Source organism: Mesorhizobium captivum (genome assembly GCF_033977165.1).
Taxonomy (GTDB): Bacteria; Pseudomonadota; Alphaproteobacteria; order Rhizobiales; family Rhizobiaceae; genus Mesorhizobium; species Mesorhizobium captivum.
Genome location: NZ_JAVIJB010000011.1, coordinates 48696 through 70212 on the forward strand (window position 1 = coordinate 48696; position 21517 = coordinate 70212).

The 21517-nt window shown below is 64.2% G+C and carries 19 protein-coding genes; 10 read left to right on the forward strand and 9 right to left on the reverse strand.

All coding sequences use genetic code 11. The features are described from left to right. The first annotated feature begins 20 nt into the window (after positions 1-20). The 3 genes from RFM40_RS11930 (at position 21) to RFM40_RS11940 (ending at position 2816) form a co-directional block, all read left to right on the forward strand. On the forward strand, positions 21-770 hold the full coding sequence (locus tag RFM40_RS11930) for an electron transfer flavoprotein subunit beta/FixA family protein (RefSeq protein ID WP_040989245.1): 750 nt from the start codon (positions 21-23) through the stop codon (positions 768-770). Positions 771-792: 22 nt separating this feature from the next. After that, complete coding sequence (locus RFM40_RS11935) at positions 793-1722, forward strand: electron transfer flavoprotein subunit alpha/FixB family protein (protein WP_320224502.1); 930 nt, start codon at positions 793-795, stop codon at positions 1720-1722. Positions 1723-1937: 215 nt separating this feature from the next. Then, positions 1938-2816: a 3-hydroxybutyryl-CoA dehydrogenase gene (locus RFM40_RS11940; protein WP_320224503.1), complete on the forward strand. Its 879-nt coding sequence runs from the start codon at positions 1938-1940 to the stop codon at positions 2814-2816. Positions 2817-2844: 28 nt separating this feature from the next. Here the strand turns inward: RFM40_RS11940 and RFM40_RS11945 are convergent, their stop codons facing one another. The 3 genes from RFM40_RS11945 to RFM40_RS11955 form a co-directional block, all read right to left on the reverse strand. Beyond that, positions 2845-4749 (reverse strand): PAS domain S-box protein, encoded by a 1905-nt coding sequence (locus RFM40_RS11945; protein WP_320277572.1) that lies wholly within the window; start codon positions 4747-4749, stop codon positions 2845-2847. 193 nt (positions 4750-4942) lie between these two features. Continuing rightward, complete coding sequence (locus RFM40_RS11950) at positions 4943-5581, reverse strand: NrsF family protein (RefSeq protein WP_320224505.1); 639 nt, start codon at positions 5579-5581, stop codon at positions 4943-4945. A gap of 1 nt (position 5582) precedes the next feature. Beyond that, on the reverse strand, positions 5583-6119 hold the full coding sequence (locus tag RFM40_RS11955; RefSeq protein WP_320224506.1) for a sigma-70 family RNA polymerase sigma factor: 537 nt from the start codon (positions 6117-6119) through the stop codon (positions 5583-5585). Between the two features lie 208 nt (positions 6120-6327). Here RFM40_RS11955 and RFM40_RS11960 point away from each other — a divergent pair, with 208 nt between their 5' ends. The 5 genes from RFM40_RS11960 (at position 6328) to RFM40_RS11980 (ending at position 11053) form a co-directional block, all read left to right on the forward strand. Then, positions 6328-7335, forward strand: a complete 1008-nt coding sequence (locus RFM40_RS11960) for an iron ABC transporter substrate-binding protein (protein WP_320224507.1) — start codon at positions 6328-6330, stop codon at positions 7333-7335. Between the two features lie 173 nt (positions 7336-7508). Next, positions 7509-9083, forward strand: coding sequence for an ABC transporter permease (locus RFM40_RS11965; protein WP_320224508.1), 1575 nt, complete (start codon positions 7509-7511; stop codon positions 9081-9083). Then, a complete protein-coding gene (locus tag RFM40_RS11970; RefSeq protein WP_320224509.1) occupies positions 9080-10162 on the forward strand; it encodes an ABC transporter ATP-binding protein in 1083 nt (360 codons plus the stop codon). The genes RFM40_RS11965 and RFM40_RS11970 overlap by 4 nt, the downstream gene beginning before the upstream one ends. Positions 10163-10382: 220 nt before the next feature. Beyond that, entirely contained in the window at positions 10383-10658 is a 276-nt protein-coding gene (locus RFM40_RS11975; protein WP_320224510.1) for an AbrB/MazE/SpoVT family DNA-binding domain-containing protein, read from the forward strand. Continuing rightward, a complete protein-coding gene (locus RFM40_RS11980; protein ID WP_320224511.1) occupies positions 10655-11053 on the forward strand; it encodes a type II toxin-antitoxin system VapC family toxin in 399 nt (132 codons plus the stop codon). Before RFM40_RS11975 ends, RFM40_RS11980 begins: the two co-directional genes overlap by 4 nt. 139 nt (positions 11054-11192) lie before the next feature. On the opposite strand, the gene RFM40_RS11985 is transcribed toward RFM40_RS11980, so the two are convergent. The 5 genes from RFM40_RS11985 to RFM40_RS12005 form a co-directional block, all read right to left on the reverse strand. Continuing rightward, positions 11193-11990: a phosphodiesterase gene (locus RFM40_RS11985; protein ID WP_320224512.1), complete on the reverse strand. Its 798-nt coding sequence runs from the start codon at positions 11988-11990 to the stop codon at positions 11193-11195. A 22-nt stretch (positions 11991-12012) separates the two neighbouring features. Further along, positions 12013-13113, reverse strand: a complete 1101-nt coding sequence (gene ugpC / locus RFM40_RS11990; RefSeq protein ID WP_320224513.1) for a sn-glycerol-3-phosphate ABC transporter ATP-binding protein UgpC — start codon at positions 13111-13113, stop codon at positions 12013-12015. A gap of 11 nt (positions 13114-13124) precedes the next feature. After that, positions 13125-14039, reverse strand: a complete 915-nt coding sequence (locus RFM40_RS11995; protein ID WP_320224514.1) for an ABC transporter permease subunit — start codon at positions 14037-14039, stop codon at positions 13125-13127. 7 nt (positions 14040-14046) lie between these two features. Beyond that, entirely contained in the window at positions 14047-14931 is an 885-nt protein-coding gene (locus RFM40_RS12000; protein ID WP_320224515.1) for an ABC transporter permease subunit, read from the reverse strand. Positions 14932-15098: 167 nt separating this feature from the next. Next, positions 15099-16451: an extracellular solute-binding protein gene (locus RFM40_RS12005; RefSeq protein ID WP_320224516.1), complete on the reverse strand. Its 1353-nt coding sequence runs from the start codon at positions 16449-16451 to the stop codon at positions 15099-15101. 456 nt (positions 16452-16907) lie between these two features. Here RFM40_RS12005 and RFM40_RS12010 point away from each other — a divergent pair, with 456 nt between their 5' ends. After that, entirely contained in the window at positions 16908-19349 is a 2442-nt protein-coding gene (locus tag RFM40_RS12010; protein WP_320224517.1) for an EAL domain-containing protein, read from the forward strand. Here RFM40_RS12010 and tlpA read toward each other — a convergent pair. Beyond that, on the reverse strand, positions 19341-20030 hold the full coding sequence (gene tlpA, locus RFM40_RS12015) for a thiol:disulfide interchange protein TlpA (protein ID WP_320224518.1): 690 nt from the start codon (positions 20028-20030) through the stop codon (positions 19341-19343). The genes RFM40_RS12010 and tlpA overlap by 9 nt on opposite strands. A 36-nt stretch (positions 20031-20066) precedes the next feature. Between tlpA and argH the strand changes: the two genes are divergently transcribed. Beyond that, positions 20067-21467 carry an argininosuccinate lyase gene (gene argH / locus RFM40_RS12020; protein ID WP_320224519.1) on the forward strand — a complete coding sequence of 467 codons (1401 nt, stop codon included), beginning with the start codon at positions 20067-20069 and terminating at the stop codon, positions 21465-21467. The last annotated feature ends 50 nt before the right edge of the window (positions 21468-21517 follow it).

A 21517-nucleotide genomic window follows, 5' to 3' on the forward strand; every position in this document is an offset into this window, starting at 1 on the left:
TCAGGAGAGGTGACAGGAAAATGAAGATCCTTGTGCCCGTGAAGCGGGTTGTGGACGCCAACGTCAAGGTCCGGGTCAAGGCCGACGGGCTGGGCGTCGAGCTTGCCAACGTCAAGATGGCGATGAACCCGTTCGACGAGATCGCGGTCGAGGAAGCCATCCGGATCAAGGAAGCTGGCAAGGCCGAGGAGATCATCGTCGTGTCGATCGGCCCGCAGCAGGCGCAAGAGACGCTCCGCACCGCTCTCGCCATGGGCGCCGACCGCGCTATCCTGGTCAAGACCGACGAGCAGACCGAGCCGCTGGGTGTGGCCAAGGTGCTGAAGGGTGTGGTCGAGGCCGAGAAGCCCGGCCTCGTCATCCTCGGCAAGCAGGCGATCGACGACGATAGCAATCAGACCGGCCAGATGCTGGCGGCGCTGCTGGGCTGGGCTCAAGGGACCTTCGCCTCCAAGGTGGAGCTCGCCGGCGACCACGCCAAGGTGACGCGCGAGGTCGACGGCGGCCTGCAGACCGTCGAGCTGAAGATGCCGGCGATCGTGACCGCCGACCTTCGCCTAAACCAGCCGCGCTATGCCTCGCTGCCCAACATCATGAAGGCCAAGAAGAAGCCGCTCGACGAGAAGAGCCCGGCCGACTACGGCGCCGACGTCAAGCCGCGCCTCAAGGTGATCAAGACCGAGGAGCCGGGCGGCCGCAAGGCGGGCGTCAAGGTCAAGAGCGTCGCCGAGCTGGTCGAGAAGCTCAAGAACGAAGCCGGCGTGCTCTGAGCGGTTAGGAAAGGAACAGAAAATGGCAATTCTCCTCATCGCCGAACACGACAACGCAAGCCTTTCCGACCAGACCGCCAAGGCGCTGTCGGCGGCCCTCCAGATCGGCTCGGATGTCGACGTGCTGGTCGCCGGCAAGGGCGCCAAGGCTGCGGCCGACGCCGCGTCGAAACTGCAGGGCGTCCGCAAGGTGCTGCTCGCCGAGGCCGACGAGCTTTCGGAGCGTCTCGCCGAACCGACGGCGGCGCTCGTCGTCTCGCTGGCAGGCTCCTATGACACCATCGTCGCGCCGGCCACGTCGGTCGGCAAGAATGTCGCGCCGCGCGCGGCCGCCTTGCTCGACGTCGCCCAGGTGTCCGAGATCATCGAGGTGGTCTCGCCCGACACCTTCAAGCGGCCGATCTATGCCGGCAACGCCATCCAGACCGTGCAGTCGACCGACGCCAAGAAGGTTGTCACGGTCCGCACCGCCTCTTTCCAGGCCGCGCCCGAGGGTGGCTCGGCTGCGGTCGAGACGGTCGGCGCCGCCGCCAACCCCGGCCTCTCCTCCTTCGTCGAGAACAAGCTCTCCGAAACCGATCGTCCGGAGCTGACCTCGGCCAAGATCATCATCTCGGGTGGCCGCGCTCTCGGCTCCTCGGAAAAGTTCCAGGAAGTCATCCTGCCCGTCGCCGACAAGCTCGGCGCCGCCGTCGGCGCGTCCCGCGCGGCGGTCGACGCCGGCTATGCGCCGAACGACTGGCAGGTCGGCCAGACCGGCAAGGTGGTCGCTCCCGACCTCTACATCGCCGTCGGCATCTCCGGCGCCATCCAGCACCTCGCCGGCATGAAGGATTCGAAGGTCATCGTCGCCATCAACAAGGACGAGGAGGCGCCGATCTTCCAGGTTGCCGACTACGGTCTCGTCGGCGACCTCTTCGTCATCCTGCCGGAACTGCAAAAGGCGCTTTGACGCCTTCTGCTCAGGCATATTAAAATCCGAAGGGTGGGGTAGACGAAGTCGCCCCGCCCTTTTAGTTTGCGCTGCACAAAAAGCAGGCCGCTCAAAGCTTGAGCAATTCCAGGAAAAGTGCCTAGCGGTTTTCCGTCCGGAATTGCAGGAAACAAAGAGATAGGAGCCTTTCCGTGCTTCGGGAGAAGCGGAAATGCTCGGACGGGATCGGGGTAATGAGCAAGATCGAGACGATCGGCATTGTCGGCGCGGGCCAGATGGGAGGGGGTATCGCCCATGTCGCGGCGCTGGCCGGCTACAAGGTCCTGATCCACGACGTCTCCTCCGACCGCATCGAGAAGGGCATCGCCACTGTCAGCGGCAACATGGCTCGCCAGGTCGGTTCAGGGAAGCTTGAGGAGAAGGCGCGCAACGAAGCGATGGCACGCATCTCGTCGGCATCCACCATGGCTGATCTCGCCGCCGCCGACCTCGTGATCGAGGCGGCGACCGAGGACGAGACGGTCAAGCGCAAGATCTACGCCCAGCTCTGCCCGCAGCTCAATCCGGAAGCGATCCTGGCGACCAACACCTCGTCGATCTCGATCACCCGGCTCGCCGCCCAGACCGACCGGCCGGAGCGCTTCATCGGCATACATTTCATGAACCCGGTGCCGGTGATGAAGCTGGTCGAGTTGGTGCGCGGCATCGCCACCGAGGACAAGACCTTCGAAGCGGCCAAGGCCTTCGTCAATCACCTCGACAAGACGATCACCGTCTCGGAGGATTTTCCGGCCTTCATCGTCAACCGCATCCTGCTGCCGATGATCAACGAGGCGATCTACACGCTCTATGAGGGCGTCGGCACGGTCGACGCCATCGATACCGCGATGCGGCTCGGCGCCAACCATCCGATGGGGCCGCTGCAGCTTGCCGACTTCATCGGCCTCGACACCTGCCTGTCGATCATGCAGGTGCTGCATGAGGGGCTGTCGGACTCGAAGTACCGCCCCTGCCCGCTTTTGGTGAAATATGTCGAGGCCGGCTGGCTCGGCCGCAAGACCGGACGCGGCTTCTACGACTATCGCGGCGACCATCCGGTGCCGACGCGCTGATCCTCGTCGATTGAGCGCTTTCCGGCGCTCAGGATGCCGCGGCAAGCGGTAGAGACGTCACCCCTTCCTTCGGGCCCTGGTCGGGTGCTGCCGAAACGCAACCGCGTCCGGCCGCCTTGGCGGCATAGCAGGCGGCGTCCGCCCGGGCGATGATCTCATCCACTTCGCCGCAGCCGGCCCGGATCGCCGCGAGCCCGATGCTGGCGCCGATCGAATGCGGGCGGCCGTCCCAGCTGAAGTTCAGGTTGCGGATGGCGTCGATGACGGAGCGCGCCGCGATTAACGCCGGTGCCGCCGCGCTGGCTTTCAGGATGACGGCGAACTCGTCGCCGCCGAGGCGGGCGACGATATCTTCCGGCCCAAGCACGTTGCGGATGGCGTCGGCGACGCGCTTGAGCAGCGCATCGCCCGCGGCGTGACCGCCTGTGTCGTTGACTGCCTTGAAATGATCGAGGTCGACGAACATGAACTGGTGCTCACCGCCGTTGAGACGGCACTGATCGACCAGCTTCTCCATCGTGCGCATGAAGCTCGAACGGTTGGCGAGCCCGGTCAGCGCGTCATGGGCTGCGGCATGGGCCAGCTGGCGCTGCAAGGCGCGGGCATCGGTGAAATCCTGGAAGACGATGACCAGTCCGCAGAACTCGTTGCGATCGTTCATGATTGGCGACACCACCTGCCGGATGCTGCAGCGCGTGTCGTCGCGCCGTACGAGAACGGCACGTGTGTTCTGGTCGCAATGCTGACGGTCGCCGGCCGAGGGACGCGTCAGGCCGATCCTCTGCCCGGTTTCCTCGTCGACCGCCCAATAGACATGGCTGAGCGCCTTGCCCAGTGCCTCGCCGGCGGCAACGCCGGTCAGCTTTTCGGCGACCGGGTTCATGAAGGTGATGCGGTTGGCGGCGTCGGTGCAGATAACCGCATCGCCGATCGACTGCAGCGTCACCCTGAGCCGCTCCTTCTCGTCGGCCAGCATGGCTGCCGAAACCTTGAGACGTTCTTCCGCTTCCTTGCGCTCGGTGATGTCGGTCAGGCTGCCGATGGCACGGATCAGCCGGCCTTCGCCGTCGCGCTCGATTGCCTTGCCGCGGTCCAGGATCCACACCCAATGACCGTCCTTGTGGCGCATCCGGAACTCGGCCTCGAAGAAGGCAGTCTCATCGGCAAGATGCGCCCGGTCCGCCTCGGCGACGCGCTCGCGGTCGTCCGGGTGGATCATCGTCAGCCAGCGGTCGGGATCACCGTCGAGCTCGCCGTCGTCATAACCAAGCATCCTCACCCAGGTTTCGGAATAGGTCGTGCCGCCCTTGCGCATGTCGAGGCTCCAGACGCCTTGTCCGGCGCTGGTCAGCGCGAAGTTCCAGCGGGTCTCCGCTTCGGCGATGCGCGCTTCGGCCTGCTTGCGCGCATCGATGTCCTCGATCTGCGACACGAGATAGAGTGGCCTGCCGGTCTCCTCTTCGCGGATGACGGAACCGGCAAGCTGCGCCCAGACCGGAGTGCCGTCCTTCTTGAGGTAGCGCTTCTCGAAATGAAAGGAATCGATCTTTCCCTCCTTCAGCGCAACCATCGTCTCGCGGCCGAGCTGCTGATCGTCGGGATGCGTGATCTGGAAGAAGGTCAGCGTCTCGATTTCAGCGCGACTGTAGCCGAGCATGGTGGCGAAGGCGGGATTGGTCTGCACGATGCGACCGTCGAGACCGACGATAGCGACGCCGATCGCTGAATCCTCCATCGCGCGGCGGAAGCGCTGCTCGCTTTCGGCGATTTGCCGGTGGTCGTCGGCGATCCGGCGAATGAACAGCGCGAAAAGGAAAAGCGACGCTCCGATCGCGGCAATCGACAGCTGCAGGCAGAGCCTGAGCGCCTCGGCGCTAAGCTGAAAGCTCGGCGACAGAATCGATGCGGCCACGGCAACGATGCCGGCTGTCATCAAGACCAGCACCGCGCGCTCGCTGGTCCGCGGAGCTTTCAAACCCAACCACGTCAAATGCGATCCACCCCATGCGCAACTGCGCGTTGCCACAACCCTGGCGGATCGATTTTAAGGAATGGTTGCGTGGGAGACCGACCGCTCCGATAACCGGCAAACAATTGCCGGCATGATTAAGGATCGGTGTGCAATCCTACCAGCGCACGAATAGCCGCCCGCCAAGCGCGCCAAGCGCGGTCAGGAAGGCGATGGCGATCGTGTACCAGGTGGCGACGAACAGCGGCGAATCATCGAAGCAATGAGCGGCATAGAAGGTCGCCGCCAATCCGCCCGCCAAAAGGCCCGCGACCGCGCCGGCCAGCACCGGCCGCGTCGGCGCGCCGTAGCGCAGCATGCCGAGGAAGATCGCCAAAGGGCCGATACCAATCAGCGGGATGAAGCTCATGCAGATCATCATGTTGGATCCCACGAGCCGCCTGCCCCAGTCGGCCTCGGGCACGACGAAAAGCTCCAGGACCACCGCCGCCGCGACGAGCAATGGCGCGGCGACCATCCACGCCATCGTCCGCTTTGTTGCCGCGCCGGGTGTCGACAGGGCGCGGATCAGCGCGAAAGCGCTGGCGGCGAGCGTGAGTGTGAAGACGAACTTCGACATGAAGCGCATCGTGTGCATGGCGGGCATGATGTCGGGGCGCGGGCCGATCGTCATGAAAAAGACCGCCGCCGCGACCACCACCGCCACACCGAAGGCTGCCCACCAGGCCAGCCCCAGCGGCATCGCCTTGCTGCTTGCATCGGCGTCGAGCGCCTTGATGAGATCCTCGGTTCTCATGTCACTGCCGTCCGAACCTTTTGGCGATCGCGGCGAGGCCGCGATGCAGCGACACGCGCACCGCAGTCTCGCTGACGCCGAGCTTCGCCGCCGTCTCGCCGATCGAGCGGCCATCGACCGAAATCGCCGAAACCACGGAGCGCTGCGCCGGCGGCAGGCCGTCTAGAGCCCGGTTTATGTCGCGCTCGCTGACCGTCTCGGCTTCCGGCTCGGCGAAAGTCTCGGCGATCTCGTCGATCTCGATCTCGATCCGACGCCCACGCCTGCGGAACGCATCGATCAGCTTGAAGCGGGCAATCGCATAGACCCATGGCAGCACCGGCGCGTCCTCGCGCCAGGTATGCCGTTTGACGTGAATGGCCAGCAAGGTTTCCTGCACGACATCCTCGGGGTCGACCCCGCCCTGTACGATCTTGCGCCGGACAAAGCCGCGAACGAGAGCGGCAATCCGGTGCAGAAAGTCGGCATACGCCCTTTCATTTCCCGCGATTGCGGCCCTGAACAGCCCGGAGAGTTCGGTCTCGTCCTTGCCGGTCACAGAGTCCACTCCCCCGATTTTCGTGCCTCGGCGCTGATTTGTTACGTGGCCGATCAAATAATGTCCAAGCCAAAGTACCGGAAAATCACGAAAGCTTGTGGCGCGGGCGACCAATTGAAGCAGCATCACAATGTTGACTATGATATTCAGGTATTGCTAGGTGCAGCCGTGCCCGAACCCCTGTCTCCAGATTTTGAGGACGATGCCCATGAAACTTGCCCTTTCGACCCTTGCCGGCGCCGTTGCGCTGACAGCCAGCCTGATCGCAGCACCGGCTATGGCGGAGGATGCAGGCATCATCGTCTACAACGCCCAGCATGAGAGCCTCGCCAAGGAATGGGCGAAGGGTTTCACCAAGGAAACCGGCATCAAGGTGACGCTGCGCAATGGCGGCGACAGCGATTTCTCCAACCAGATCGTAGCCGAAGGCGCTGCCTCGCCGGCCGATGTGTTCCTGACTGAGAATTCACCCGCCATGGCGCTGGTCGAGGCGGCCGGCCTGTTCGCGCCGGTCGATGCCGACACCCTCGCCCAGGTGCCGCAGGAATATCAGCCCTCGAGCGGCAAGTGGGTGGGCGTCGCCGCACGCAGCACCGTCTTTGCCTACAATAAGGACAAGCTCAAGGAAGACCAGCTGCCCAAGTCGCTGCTCGACCTCGCCGATCCGAGCTGGAAGGGCCGCTGGGCCGCCTCGCAGGCCGGCGCCGATTTCCAGGCCATCGTCAGCGCCCTGCTCGAACTCAAGGGCGAAGCCGCGACCGCCGACTGGCTGAAGGCCATGAAGGAGAACTTCACCGCCTACAAGGGCAACAGCACGGTGATGAAGGCGGTCAATGCCGGCGAGATCGATGGCGGCGTGATCTACCACTACTACTATTTCGGCGACCAGGCCAAGACCGGCGAGAACAGCAAGAATGTCGGCCTGCACTATTTCAAGAACCAGGACCCGGGCGCGTTCGTGTCGATCTCCGGCGGCGGCGTGCTGGCCTCGAGCAAGCATCCGAAGGAGGCTCAGGCCTTCCTGAAATGGGTGACCGGCAAGGGCGGCCAGGAGGTGCTGAAAACCGGAACCTCCTATGAATACGCTGTGGGCAAAGGTGCCGAGTCCAACCCGAAGCTCGTGCCGCTGGCCGATCTGCAGGCACCCAAGATCGATCCGACGCACCTGAACTCCAAGAAGGTCATCGACCTGATGACGCAAGCCGGCTTGCTTTAGTTCGCGTTCGTCCTAAAAGGACAACCGACCGTGCTCCTGCGGGAATTCGCTTTCCGCGGGAGCGTTTTTGTTTTGGAGATGGCCTCGTCGATGACGATCAGCTGCCTTTCCGGCCGCGTCAGCGGCTCATCGAATCGCCTTCGTTCGTCGAACCTGGCGATGCACACCCTCTGATGGCATCCGCAATCGACCTCACGCCTGCAGGCTTGCCGGCTGCCGCAAGGCAGCGCCGAAGGTCCACGTCGTGGATCACACTTGCCGCCGCACTGATCTCGCTGATCGCGCTGCTGCCGCTCGCCTTCATCATTTGGACAGCGATCCAGACTGGCTGGGAAACCGTGATCGCGCTGATCTTCCGCCAGCGCGTCGGCGAGCTCCTGGTCGACACCATCCTGCTCGTCGTGGTCACCGTCCCGATCGCCATCGTGCTGTCGGTGGCGCTCGCCTGGCTGACCGAGCGCAGCGATCTGCCCGGCAATCGGCTGTGGTCGTGGCTGTCGGTCGCGCCGCTCGCCATTCCTGCTTTCGTCCACAGCTATGCCTGGATCAGCCTTGTGCCTGGCCTGCACGGGCTCTGGGCCGGCGTGCTGGTCTCCGTCATCGCCTATTTTCCCTTCCTCTATCTGCCGATCGCGGCGGCGCTGCGCCGGCTCGACCCCGCGCTGGAGGACGCTGCAGCCGCCCTTGGCCTCGGCCCATGGCGTGTCTTCGCGCGCGTCGTGCTGCCGCAATTGAGGCTCGCCATCTGCGGCGGCTCGCTGCTGGTCGGCCTGCACCTGCTTGCCGAATACGGGCTTTATGTCTTCATTCGCTTCGACACCTTCACGACAGCGATCGTCGATCAGTTCCAGTCGACCTTCAACGGCCCGGCGGCCAACATGCTCGCCGCCGTATTGGTCGCCTGTTGTTTCGTGCTGCTCGGCGTGGAGGTGATCGTGCGTGGCGAGGAGCGTTATGCGCGCGTCGGTTCCGGCGCGGCGCGCCAGCAGCAGCGGACCCGGCTCGGCCGCACCACGCTGCCTTGCCTGCTGCTGCCCGCCGGCACAGCGTTGCTCGCGCTCGGTGTGCCCTTCGTCACCGTCGGCCGCTGGCTGCTTGCCGGCGGCGCCGATATCTGGCGTTGGGACGAGATCAGCCTGGCGCTCGGCCAGACGCTGTTCCTCGCCATCGCCGGCGCGCTGCTTGCGACAATCGCCGCGATGCCGATGGCCTGGATCTCGATCCGCGCGCCGGGCCGCCTGCAGCGCCTGCTCGAGAGCTGCAACTACATCGTCGGGTCACTGCCCGGTGTCGTCATCGCGCTGGCGCTGGTGACCATCACCGTGCGCTTCGCCTTGCCGCTCTATCAGACCCTATTCACCATCCTTTTCTGCTATGCGCTGATGTTCCTGCCGCGCGCGCTGATCAGCCTGAGAGCCTCAATCGCGCAGGCGCCGGTGGAGCTCGAACGCGCCGCCTCAAGCCTCGGCCGCCCGCCGCTCAAGGCGCTGTGGGCGACGACGATCCGGCTGTCGGCGCCGGGTGCAGCGGCCGGCATGGCGATGGTGGCGCTCGGCATCACCAATGAACTGACCGCCACCCAGATGCTGGCTCCGAACGGCACCCGCACACTGGCGATGGCGTTCTGGTCCTACAGCGGCGAGATCGACTATGCCTCCGCGGCGCCCTACGCCTTGATCATGGTCGCGATCTCGCTGCCGATGACCTTGATGCTCTATGTCCAGTCGAAGCGGATGGCCGGACGATGAGCTTCCTCGAACTCAATGGCGTGGCGAAATACTATGGCAAGGTGGCAGCACTTGCCGGCGTCGACCTGCAAGTCGAAAGCGGCAGCCGCACCGCGATCGTCGGACCGTCCGGCTGCGGCAAGACCACCTTGCTGAGGCTGATCGCCGGCTTCGAGGCGCCGGACCGTGGCCGCATCGCGCTCGACGGCAAGGTGCTCGCCAATGGCGGCGCCGCCGTGCCGGCGCATCGCCGCGGCATCGGCGTGGTGGCGCAGGACGGCGCGCTGTTCCCGCATCTCACCATCGCCGACAATATCGGTTTCGGCATGGCGCGCGGCGAGGAAAAGCGCATGGAGCGCATCGTAGAGCTCGCCTATATCGTCGGGCTGGACAAGGCCATCCTGAAGCGCCGGCCGCATGAGCTTTCCGGCGGCCAGCAACAACGCGTCGCGCTCGCTCGCGCCATGGCGATGAAACCCAGGCTGATGCTGCTCGACGAGCCGTTCTCGGCGCTCGACACCGGCCTGCGCGCTTCGATGCGCAAGGCGGTGGCCGAACTTCTGGAGGAAGCAGGCATCACCACCATCCTGGTCACTCACGACCAGGCCGAGGCGCTGTCCTTCGCCAGCCAGGTGGCCGTCATGCGCGACGGCCTGTTCTCGCAGGTCGGCACCCCGCGCGAGCTCTATTTCCAGCCCAAGGACAGGATGGTTGCCGAGTTCCTCGGCGACGCCATCATTGTGCCGGCGAAGATCGCTGACGGCTTTGCCATCTCGCCGCTTGGCCGTATCGCCGTGGACACCGCCGAACGGCGCGATGTCGCCCGCATCATGCTCAGGCCCGAACAGGTCGTGCTCAAGCGAACGTCGCGCGAGGGCATGTCCGGAACGCCGGACATGCTGTTCGGCGAGGTGACGGATTCCGAATTCGCCGGCTCGATCTGCACCATCGCGGTGCGGCTGCTCAACAGCCCGGACCCGCCCGATGCGGCCGCGATCGGCAACACGCCGCTCATCCTGCGCAAGACGGGCATGGACGCGCCCGCAGTCGGCGAGATCGTGCGCCTCACCGTCTCCGGCAAAGCGCACGTGTTTGCTTAAGGGTTTCGGGCTTAAAGCGCGTCGCGCTGAAACGGATTTAGGCGACGCGCTTTAAGTCTTTGTTTTTATGCATGCCGTTTTCGCAAAACCGCTGCGCACTTTTGCACCGCAGGCATTAGAGCGTTTCATGCCTTGCGGGAATAGCAGACGGCAGGCGCAATCAATCTTCGCCTTGAAAATAATGCAGTTCTGCATTATTTTAGCATTCGGAGGCCACGTCATGACGACATTGACAGTTACAGCACGGGGCCAGGTCACGTTCCGAAAGGACGTGCTCAAGCACCTCGGCATCCAGCCCGGCGACAAGATCAGGCTCGATCTTCTACCCGGTGGGCGAGCGGAGCTGAAGGCCGACCAGGGCAAGGGCTCCTGGCAAGACCTGAGCGGGATGCTCAAGGGCAAAACGAACGGCGCACGGCTTTCGATCGAGGAGATCAACGATGCGATCGCCGACGCCGGCGCTTCGGGCGGGATGCGCGGAACCGAGCGCAAGTGAAGATCAGCCTCGACACGAACGTGTTGTTGCGCCTTATCGTCGGGGATGACGTAGCGCAGCAACGGACAGCAGCCGAGACCCTGGAAGGGGCCGAGTTGGTCGCGATCAGCGTTCAAGCTCTCTGCGAGTTTGTTTGGGTGCTGGATAGAAGTTACCGGGTTGCGCGGCCTGACATATCCGCCTCGATCCGCCGCATCCTCGACATGCGCAACGTCGTAGCCAACCGACCGACGATCGAAGCGGGCCTCGCTGTCCTCGACGCCGGTGGAGATTTCGCGGATGGCGTGATCGCGTTCGACGGTCAGTGGCTCGGTGGCGAAACCTTCGTGTCCTTCGATAGGAAAGCGGTAAAGCTGGTCGAAGGGCAGGGAACGCCCACACTGTTGCTCGGGTGATCTATTGGATTAGAGCAATTCCAGGAAGAGTGTGAGCGGTCGGGCTCGGCGACTTCGCCGTAGCCTTCCGTCCGGAGTTGCGTCAAAACAAAAAGATAGAGCGGTTCGCCGTTTCCGTGAAACGGTGAAACGCAATAGTCTACCGCACGCGCTCGCCGGTCGCCGGCGACCAGAGCGGCCAGCTCTCCAGGAAATCGCAGCTGTGGATGACCACGCGTGCGCCGTCGATCAGTATGACCGAATAGGCGGGCGGCGCCTGCTCGACCACCTCGTCGCCGACCAGGTCGAGCATGAAACGCGCATGCAGGCCGCGCTGCGCCGAAAACGGAATGCCGGCGACCGTGCCGGCAATGTCGCGATGGACATGGCCGAAGAAGATGTAGCGGACATTGCCGTGGCGCGTCAGCACGTCGAGCAGCCGCTGCGGCTGTTCGAGGCCGAGCGGATCGAGAATGGCCAGGCCAAGCTCGACCGGCGGATGATGCAGGAACAGATAGGCCGATCTGCCGGCCGCCTCGGCAAGCCGGGCGTCCAGCCAGACGAGGCGATTGTCGCACAGTTCTCCGGTGACGCGGCCTTCGGCCAGGCTGTCGAGAAAGACCAGCCGGCCCTCGGGCGTGTCGAAGACCGACTGCACGAAGCCGTTGCCGTCGGTTCCATTCTCGGGGAAGGCCGCGATGAGGTTGGCGCGCCGGTCGTGGTTTCCGGGCAGCAGCCGGTAAGGCACTGTGAGCTGGCTCAGCGCCGCTTTCAGGTCGGCATAGCTCTCGGTCTCGCCGGACTCGGTCAGGTCGCCGGTGAAGATGCAGAGCGTCGCATCGCCATGGCGGGCATTGATATGGTCGATGCAGCGATCGAGCCGCTCATGCAGATCCGCGCCGAAGCGGACCTCATCCCGACGGCCGAGATGGACGTCGGTAACCTGGATGATCTTCATTCCGTGAATCCTCGTTCGATCTTTACAGCGCCGGTTCCGGCACCGAAGCCTTGAACACGTCGAGCCGGCTGCCGGTCTCCGAAGAGAAGAAATGCAGGTCGCTCTCGGTGAATTGCAGGCCGACGGCGCTGCCGGGCTCCGGGTGGACGGTCTCGGAGGTCACCACCGAGAAGGATGCGCCGTCGAGATCGACATAGACGACCCGGCCGGCGCCGAGCTCTTCCACCAGATCGACCGTCGCGTCGAGAGCGCCCGGCGTTCCCGGCGCCACCATGCGCACGGCTTCCGGCCGGATGCCGACCGCGACTTTCGAACCCACGGCGAGGCCCGCGCGGGAAACCGCCAGCCGCCGGCTGCCGCCAAGCAGCGACAGCCCGTCGAGCGTGACCGCGCCTTCGAGCATGTTCATCGCCGGCGCGCCGACGAAGGTCGCGACGAAGCGGCTCGCCGGCCGGCTGTAGACCTCCGCCGGCGTGCCGACCTGCTCGACGCGGCCGCCATTCATCACCACCAGCCGGTCGGCCAGCGTCATCGCCTCGACCTGGTCGTGGGTCACGAAGACCGAGGTGGCGTTGAGCCGCCGGTGCAGCTTGCGGATCTCCGAACGCATCTGCACGCGCAGCTTGGCGTCGAGGTTGGAGAGCGGCTCGTCGAACAGGAAGACCTTGGGCTCGCGGATCATGGCGCGGCCCATGGCGACGCGCTGGCGCTGGCCGCCGGAAAGCGCCATCGGCTTGCGGTCTAGCAGATGCTCGAGCTCCAGGACGCGGGCGACGGCCTGGATGCGCTGCGTGCGTTCGGCGGCGGGAACGCCGGCCACCTTCAGCGAATAGCCGATGTTCTGGGCCACGCTCATATGCGGATAGAGCGCGTAGTTCTGGAACACCATGGCGCAGCCGCGCTCGCGCGGCTCGAGCTTGTTGACCACCGTGCCGTCGATGGCGATCGTGCCGTCGGAGATCTCCTCCAGCCCCGCGATCATGCGGAGCAGCGTGGACTTGCCGCAGCCCGACGGCCCGAGGATGACGACGAATTCGCCCGATTGGATGTCGAGATTGACGCCATGCACGACCTGCATCTTGGCGTAGCTCTTCCGGACGTCGCGAATGGTGATTGAGGCCATTGTCCGTCTCCTTATTTCTCGGTGGCGATCAGGCCGCGCACGAACCAGCGCTGCATCAGCACCACGACGATCAGCGGCGGCAGCATGACGATCAGCGTGCCGGCCATGGCGATGTGCCACTCCGGCGCGCCGCCGACATTGGGAATGAGCTGCTTCAGCTCGGTCACCGCGGTCGCGTGCGACCGATCGGTGGTGATGAGCAGCGGCCACAGATACTGGTTCCAGGCCCACAGGAACATGATGGTGCCGAGCGCCGCCATGTTGTTGCGCGACAGCGGCAACAGGATGTCGATGAAGAAGCGCAGCGCGCCGGCGCCGTCCATGCGCGCGGCCTCCGTCAGCTCGTCCGGCACCGTCAGGAAGAATTGGCGGTAGAGGAACGTGCCGGTGGCGGTGGCGATCAGCGGCATGATCAGGCCGGTGTAGGAATTGAGCAGCCCAAGGCTGAGCGAAACCTGAACGCCAGACACCTTCTCGATCAGCCAGGAAAGCCCGGTCACGTCCATGATCGCCTGATAGGGCGACAAGACGTTGGCGACCACCGCATAGGTCGGCACGATGCGCACTTCCAGCGGCAGCATCAGCGTGACGAAGATCAGCCAGAAGATCAGCATCCGCCCGGGGTAGCGGAAATAGACGATCGAGAAGGCGGTTAGCGCCGAGATGATCACTTTGCCGGCGGCGACGCCCGCCGCCATGACGAAGCTGTTGAAGAGCTTCGGGCCGAGATCGGCCGTCGTCCAGGCCGTCTTGACGTTGACCCAGAAGTCGCTGCCCGGCAGCAGCGACATCGGCACATCATTGACCTCCTTCAGATTGTGCGAGGCGGCGATCGCCACGATGATGAAGGGCGCCACGCAGAAAACGAAGCCGGCAAACAAGATCAGATGCGTGAAGAAGTTGAGGATCGGGGTGCGCTCGACCATGGCCGCCTCAGCGATAGTGCACGCGCCGCTCGATGAAGCGGAACTGGACGATGGTCAGCAGGATGATGAGCAGCATCAGGATGATGCTCTGCGCGGCCGCGCCTGAATAGTCGAGACCCCTGAAGCCGTCGGAATAGATCTTATAGACCATCAGGTTGGTGGCGTTCGCCGGGCCACCGGCGGTCATGATGTCGACGATGCCGAAGGAATCCTGGAAGCTCTCGGTGATGTTGATGACCAGGAGGAAGAAGATCGTCGGCGTGATCAATGGGAACTGGATGTCCCGGAAGCGCCGGACGACACCGGAGCCGTCCATCGCGGCTGCTTCGATCAGCGAACGCGGGATCGCCTGCAGGGCAGCGAGGAAGAAGATGAAATTATAGCCGACATATTTCCAGGAGAACGCAATGATGACGGAGGCCATAGCGTCGGCGCCGTTGAGGCCGGGGTCCCAGACGCCCGGCCAGAACTTGTTGACGGCGGCCATGAAACCGGCTTCCGGCGCCAGGATGAAGCGGAACGCCAACGCCAGCGCGGGCGCTGCAATGCCGTAAGGCCAGATCAGCACGACGCGGTAGAGACGTGAGCCGGCAAGCTGGCGGTCGGTCAAGGTGGCGAGCACCAGCGCGATGACCATCGCGAGGCCGGTACTGATCGCGGCAAAGGTCAGGCTGGCGGTGATCGAATTCCAGTAGTCGGCGTTGGCGAGGATCGAGCGGAAATTGTCGAGGCCGACCCAGATGTTGCCGCCGCCCCAAGGCTGCTGCAGCGTCAGCGACCAGTAGACCGCCTGACCGGCAGGCCAATAGAAGAAGGTGAAGATCAGGATGAGCTGCGGCAGCGCGAACAGGATGCCGATCGTCCATTTGCCGAAAGTGACGCGTTTTTCCATCGATCCGCTGATGCTGTTGAACAGCCAGCCCGCCTTCCGCGAACAGACTAGAGCATGTCTCCCGAAAGTGGGAACCCGTTTCGGGACCAAGACATGCGTAAGGTCAAAAACCTATGTGAAATGGCCGCCCGTCGATTCTCGCCGGACGGCCTGGCAGGTGCCTGAAATCAGGGCAGCGTCTTGTTGGGATAGGTCTGCTGGAAACGGTCGAGGATCGCGTCGCCGTTCTTGACCAGCGCGTCGATGCCGTCCTGCACACTCTCCTTGTTGGCGAAGATCGCCTGCATCTGGGTGCCGAACTCGGCGCGGATCTGGGTGAAGTTGCCCAGCCGGATGCCGCGGGTGATCTCGGTCGGCTCCGAAGCGGTCAGGCTTTCGATCGCCACTTCACGGCCCTTGTAAGGCGCCTTGTCGTAAAAGCCGTTTGCCTTCATGTATTCGAAGCCCGACTTTGTCACCGGGATGTAGCCGGTATTGGTCGACCAGAACAACGCGGTCTTGGGATCGTGGATGAAGTTGAGGAAGGCAGCGGCCCCTTTGTACTCCGCCTCCGACTTGCCGGACAACACCCACAGCGACGCGCCGCCGACCAGCGAATTCTTGCGCTCGGTGCCGGCATAGACCGGCAGCTCGGCGACATCCCAGTTCATGCCTTCCTTCTGGGTCTTGCCGACCGTGCCGTGGTCGCCGACCGAGGTCATGATGACCTGGCAGGTGCCGGTGGCGAAGGCCTGAACCATGTCCTGGCCGAGGTCCTTCGACTTGATCTTGATCAGGCCGTCGTCATACCACTTCTTCAAGTCGGTGACGTACTGGACGAACTTGGTCTTGTTCATTTCCAATCGGGCGTCGAGGCCGTCATAGCCGTTGTTCTTGGTGGCGATCGGCTGGTTGTGGATGGCCGAGAACTGCTCCATCAGCTGCCAGCTTTCGTTGCCGGAGATGTTGATCGCCATCGGGCAATCATAGCCGGCGTCCTTCAGTGCTTTCAGGTCCGCACCGACGTCTTCCCAGGTCTTCGGCGCCTCGGTCTTGCCGATCTTGGCGAAGGCGTCCTTGTTCCAGTACATCAGCGCCGTCGACGAGTTGAACGGGAAGGATAGCATCTCGCCCTTCGACGTCGCGTAATAGCGGGCGATGCCGGGGAAATAGTCGCTGTAATCGATCTTGTAGCCGTTTTCCTCCATCAGCTTGTCGGCGGGCTTGTAGGCGCCCGACAGCATCATGGTGGCGGTGCCGACGTCATAGACCTGGACGACGGTGGGCTGTTTGCCGGCGCGGAAGGCGGCAATCGTGTTCTGCAGCGTGGCGTCGTAATTGCCCTGGCTGGTGCAGACCACCTCATAGTCGGACTGCGAGGCGTTGAAGTTCTTGCACAGCGTGTCGACGACGCGGGCGAGATCGCCCGACAGGCCGAACCAGAAATCGAATTTAGTCGGCGCTGCGGCGGCAGGCAGCGCGAGCGCGACGCCGAGCGTTCCGGCGGCAAAAGCCGCAAGGCCCTGCTTGATGATCGACATGGATTATTCCCTCTTGAGTGGCTGAAGACAACGGGCTTGCGCAAGTCCTTGCCTGCTCTCTTAGAGAAGGTATGTGACAGTTCTGCTGTGGCTCGAGGCGTTGCGGAAGGGCCAGGCCGCTCGGCAACCGAACACGGCTTCCTCCAATACAGGGCTGCAGGGGCTCACGCCCTTGCCGGCCGCATTCGATCGTCGGGCGACGCCGCTTCAGCCGACTCGCTTTCCGTCGCCGTCGAATCCGTGCAGCTTTTCGGCGCCGGCAGCGACATGCAGCCGGTCGCCCGGCCCGGCAGGGATTGTCTGCCGGGTCGGCCTCTGCCCATTGTCATTGCAAACCGTCCAGTGCTCTACAACCCGCAAAGCACGCTGTAGTTGCACGCGCCATAACTGATTTTTCAATCGTCGAGCCCTAATCAATTCCGACTTGATTGATGCGGGAAGATCAGGTGAAGCAAGATGTTGACCGTCTATAATTGCATCGTGCACGAGCACGATCTGAGATTGGTCGCGCTTGCGGCGCTCATCTGCGGAATCTCCTGTTATTCCGCTGTCAATCTTCTTCGCCATGTCCAGCAATCGACCAGTCGAAACCGCTATGCCTGGCTGCTGATCGCCGCCACGGCGACAGGATTCGGCATCTGGGCGACGCATTTCATCGCCATGGTCGCCTTCACGCCGGGAATACCCAACGCCTACAACGCGGAGCTTTCCGCGCTGTCGCTGGCCGCTTCCGTCATCCTGACGGCGGCGGGGATGTGGATCGCCACGCTGCGCGGCGGCATCGATCATACGCTTGTCGGCGGCGCCGTGCTCGGGATCGGCATCGCCGTGATGCACTACACCGGCATGGCGGCGTTCGAGGTCCAGGGCAGGATCGTCTGGAATGAGCTGCTCGTCGCCCTTTCGCTGGTGGCGGGCATCACGCTAGCCGCGCTGTCGCTGTTCGTCGTGCTGCGCCGCCCGTCGACGCTGACGACGATCGCCGCCGCCATTCTGCTGACGCTGGCGATCTGCGCGCTGCATTTCATCGCCATGGCGGCGGTCTCGATCTACCCGGACTCATCGATAGAAATCTCTCAATTCACCATCGCGCCGCTGTCGCAGGCCTTTGCCGCCGCGGCGGCGAGCCTGGTCATCCTCGTGCTCTCGGCCGCGGCGCTCAGGATCGATCTGCGCTTCCGCCGTCACCAGGCCGAGGCCGAACGCATGCATGGCCTGGCCAACGCAGCCGTGGAAGGGTTGATCGTCTGCGACGGCAGCCGCATCGTCAGCGCCAACGACAGCATCGCGGCGCTGAGCGGCATCGCCGCCGGCACGCTGAACACGATGACGCTCGGCGACCTTTTCGGCGAGCGGATCGCCTCCAGCATCGCCGGCGGCAACGGCCAGGCGCAGGAAACCGAGCTACGAAGTCAGGACGGAACACGGATCCCCGTCGAGCTGATCGCCCGCAGCATCGACTATTGCGGCAAGCCTCACGACGTCGTCGCCGTCCGCGACATACGCGAGCGCAAGAAGGCCGAGCAGGAGATCCTTCACCTCGCGCATTTCGATCCGCTGACCGGGCTTGCCAATCGCCGCAGCTTCACCGGCCGGCTCGAGGCCGAGATCGCCGCGGCGGACAGCAGCGGCAAGGGTGGGCAGCTCGCGCTCATGCTTCTCGATCTCGACCGGTTCAAGGAAGTGAACGACCTCTTCGGTCATGCGGCCGGCGACGCCGTTCTGCAAAGGGTGGCGCAATGCGCTTCGAGTGTGCTCCGCCACGGGCAGATGCTGGCCCGCCTTGGCGGCGACGAGTTCGCCATCATCGCCCCGAACCTTCCCGACCCGCAGGCAGCCGGCCGGATCGCCGAGGCGGTGCTTTCCAAGCTTCGTCAGGAGAGCCAATTGTCGCCCGGCGGCGAATTGGTGTCGGCCAGTATCGGCATCGCCCTTTTCCCGCTCGACGCCGACGACCAGGCGGCGCTGGTTAGCCACGCCGACACCGCGCTCTATCGCGCCAAGGCCGAGGGCAAGGACACCTACCGCTATTTCGAGGCTTCGATGGGCGCGGAGACGCGCGACAGGCGCGCCATGGAGCACGATCTGCGCCAGGCGGTGGCACGCGGCGAGTTCCGGCTGGTCTACCAGCCGCAGAAGGAGATCAGCAGCGGCAAGATGATCGGCTTCGAAGCCTTGATCCGCTGGCATCATCCCGAACGCGGCAATATCCCGCCGTCCGTTTTCATCCCCGTGGCCGAGGACAGCGGCGGCATTGCCCAGATCGGCGAATGGGTGCTGGCGACGGCTTGCGAGGAAGCCGCGCGCTGGAAAAATCCGCTGACGATCGCCGTCAATGTCTCGGCGGTGCAGCTCCACAACCCGAATTTCAGCCGCAAGGTGCACGAGATCCTCCTCCGCACCGGCCTTGCACCCGGCCGGCTGGAGCTCGAGGTGACCGAGACGGCGCTTATCAAGGACATGCCGCGGGCGCTCGCGACCTTGCGGCAGGTCAAGGCGCTCGGCGTCCGCGTCGCGATGGACGATTTCGGAACCGGCTATTCGTCGCTGTCCAACCTGCGCGCCTTCCCCTTCGATAAGATCAAGATCGACGGCTCCTTCATCAAATCGGTCGACAGGAACGGCCAGGTCGCGGCCATCGTGCGCGCCGTGCTGGGGCTGGGGCGCGGCCTCGGCCTGCCGGTTCTGGCCGAAGGCGTCGAGACGCTCGACGAACTGCGCTTCCTCGATGCCGAGGACTGCGAGATCGGCCAGGGATATTATCTCGGCAGGCCGGGCCCGATCGAAACCTTCAGCGAACTGACCGGCGTGGCGGCGCCGCCGGCCAGCGATCGCGTCGGGTCGCGCGGCGGCAGCATTCTTATGCTGGAGCCGGCTGCCGCATCGCGCTCAGCCTGACGGGCTGACTGCCGCCTCCACCAGCCGCTTGGCATCGGGGCTCGACCATTCGGCCGGACCGTTCATATGCGCGATCAGGCAGCCTTCGCCATCGATCAGCATCGTCACCGGCAAGCCGAGCGCCAGCCCGCGTGTTTTGACCTCGTTGAACAAAGCTATCGTCGGATCCCGATAATAACCGAGCGTCTCGATGCCGATCTCCTTGAGGAATTTCTTCGGCTTGGCGTCGTCGCCGGTGTCGACGTTGACCGCGACGACCTCGAAGGCGTCGCTGCCCTTTTCCTTCTGCAGCGCGTCGAGCGCCGGCATTTCGGCGCGGCAGGGCGCGCACCATGTCGCCCAGAGATTGAGCAGCACCGTCTTGCCGGCATGGTCGGCGATCGTCATCGACTTGCCGTCGGGACCGTTGAAGGCAAGGCTCTTCAGTGACTGCGGCGGATCGGCCGGCTGCAGCGCCGCGACCTGGCCCACGGCCTTTGCGGCGACCTGCTTGGCCCGCTCGCCCTTGGCCTTGCACGCGACGTCGTCCTTGCTGCTGCCGGCGGCGGCAACCTGAGCCGGGGCGTTGTTGCCAGAACCGCTCTCGCTGACATATACCGCGACCGCGCCGGCCAGCACGCCCGCCACCAGGGCGGCGAGGATGAGGCGCGGGGCCGGGAAGAATTTATTGCCGTCTGCCATTTTCTTAAAAACTGCTCCGGAGCACGGGTTATAGCGATGAGCGACAAGAAGGCCAGCAACCAGATGTGGGGCGGACGTTTTGCCTCGGGTCCGGCCGCGATCATGGAAGCGATCAACGCGTCGATCTCCTTCGACCGCAAACTCTACGCGCAGGATATTCGCGGATCGATCGCTCATAGCGAGATGCTGGCGCAAACGGGCATTATTTCGGCGGCCGATCAAGAAAAGATCGCTCACGGGCTGAACACGATCCTGAAAGAGATCGAGGCAGGCGGCTTCGAATTCTCGACCAAGCTCGAAGACATCCACATGAATGTCGAGGCGCGCCTTGCCCACCTGATCGGTCCGGCCGCCGGCCGGCTGCACACCGCCCGCTCGCGCAACGACCAGGTGGCGGTCGACCTGAGACTCTGGGTCAAGGAGGAATGCCAGCGGGTCGCCCTGGCGCTGAAGGACCTGATCGCCGCGTTCCTCGAACGCGCCGAGGAGCACGCCGCGACTGTCATGCCCGGCTTCACCCACCTGCAGGCCGCGCAGCCGGTGACCTTCGGCCACCATTGCATGGCCTATGTCGAGATGTTCGGCCGCGATCTGTCGCGCGTCCGTGACGCCATCGAGCGCATGGACGAAAGCCCGCTTGGCGCCGCCGCGCTTGCCGGCACCAGCTTCGGCATCGACCGCCACATGACGGCGAAAGCGCTCGGCTTCCGCGAGCCGATGCGCAATTCCCTCGACAGCGTGTCGGATCGCGACTTCGCGCTCGAATTCCTGGGTATCGCCGCGATCTGCGGCACGCATCTGTCGCGGCTCGCCGAGGAGATCATCATCTGGTCGACACCGCAATTCGGTTTCGTCCGGCTGTCGGATAGCTTCTCCACCGGCTCCTCGATCATGCCGCAGAAGAAGAATCCGGACGCGGCCGAGCTGGTGCGTGGCAAGACCGGCCGCATCAACGGCCACCTCGTCGGCCTGCTGACGGTGATGAAGGGCATGCCGCTGACCTACGGCAAGGACATGCAGGAAGACAAGGAATCGGTCTTCGACGCCGCCGAGACGCTCGACCTGATGCTGGCGGCGACCACCGGCATGGTGCGCGACATGGCCATCAATGCCGCCGCCATGAAGAAGGCCGCCGGCGCAGGTCATGCCACGGCGACCGATCTTGCCGACTGGCTGGTGCGCAACCTCGGCCTTCCCTTCCGCGAAGCCCATCATGTCACCGGCCGCGCCGTCGCTCTTGCCGAGGAGAAGAAGGTCGGCCTGGAAAAGCTCTCGCTGGAGGACCTGCGCTCGATCCATTCCGGCATCACCAGCGACATCTTCTCGGTGCTCGCGGTGCAGAATTCGGTGAAGAGCCGCGTGAGCTTCGGCGGCACCGCGCCGTCGGAAGTGCGGAAACAGATCCGCTACTGGAAAAAGCGCCTCGCCAAGGCGTAATGCCAGGATGCAATGCGCCGAAAACTCGGCTAAAAGCGGCAGCACAACAA

Bases quoted from the DNA above. Each gene is read 5' to 3' on its own strand.
- RFM40_RS11930 (WP_040989245.1), top strand. From the start codon at position 21: ATGAAGATCCTTGTGCCCGTGAAGCGGGTTGTGGACGCCAACGTCAAG.
- RFM40_RS11935 (WP_320224502.1), top strand. From the start codon at position 793: ATGGCAATTCTCCTCATCGCCGAACACGACAACGCAAGCCTTTCCGAC.
- RFM40_RS11940 (WP_320224503.1), top strand. From the start codon at position 1,938: ATGAGCAAGATCGAGACGATCGGCATTGTCGGCGCGGGCCAGATGGGA.
- RFM40_RS11945 (WP_320277572.1), bottom strand. From the start codon at position 4,749: ATGACAGCCGGCATCGTTGCCGTGGCCGCATCGATTCTGTCGCCGAGC.
- RFM40_RS11950 (WP_320224505.1), bottom strand. From the start codon at position 5,581: ATGAGAACCGAGGATCTCATCAAGGCGCTCGACGCCGATGCAAGCAGC.
- RFM40_RS11960 (WP_320224507.1), top strand. From the start codon at position 6,328: ATGAAACTTGCCCTTTCGACCCTTGCCGGCGCCGTTGCGCTGACAGCC.
- RFM40_RS11965 (WP_320224508.1), top strand. From the start codon at position 7,509: ATGGCATCCGCAATCGACCTCACGCCTGCAGGCTTGCCGGCTGCCGCA.
- RFM40_RS11970 (WP_320224509.1), top strand. From the start codon at position 9,080: ATGAGCTTCCTCGAACTCAATGGCGTGGCGAAATACTATGGCAAGGTG.
- RFM40_RS11975 (WP_320224510.1), top strand. From the start codon at position 10,383: ATGACGACATTGACAGTTACAGCACGGGGCCAGGTCACGTTCCGAAAG.
- RFM40_RS11985 (WP_320224512.1), bottom strand. From the start codon at position 11,990: ATGAAGATCATCCAGGTTACCGACGTCCATCTCGGCCGTCGGGATGAG.
- ugpC (WP_320224513.1), bottom strand. From the start codon at position 13,113: ATGGCCTCAATCACCATTCGCGACGTCCGGAAGAGCTACGCCAAGATG.
- RFM40_RS11995 (WP_320224514.1), bottom strand. From the start codon at position 14,039: ATGGTCGAGCGCACCCCGATCCTCAACTTCTTCACGCATCTGATCTTG.
- RFM40_RS12000 (WP_320224515.1), bottom strand. From the start codon at position 14,931: ATGGAAAAACGCGTCACTTTCGGCAAATGGACGATCGGCATCCTGTTC.
- RFM40_RS12005 (WP_320224516.1), bottom strand. From the start codon at position 16,451: ATGTCGATCATCAAGCAGGGCCTTGCGGCTTTTGCCGCCGGAACGCTC.
- RFM40_RS12010 (WP_320224517.1), top strand. From the start codon at position 16,908: ATGTTGACCGTCTATAATTGCATCGTGCACGAGCACGATCTGAGATTG.
- tlpA (WP_320224518.1), bottom strand. From the start codon at position 20,030: ATGGCAGACGGCAATAAATTCTTCCCGGCCCCGCGCCTCATCCTCGCC.
- argH (WP_320224519.1), top strand. From the start codon at position 20,067: ATGAGCGACAAGAAGGCCAGCAACCAGATGTGGGGCGGACGTTTTGCC.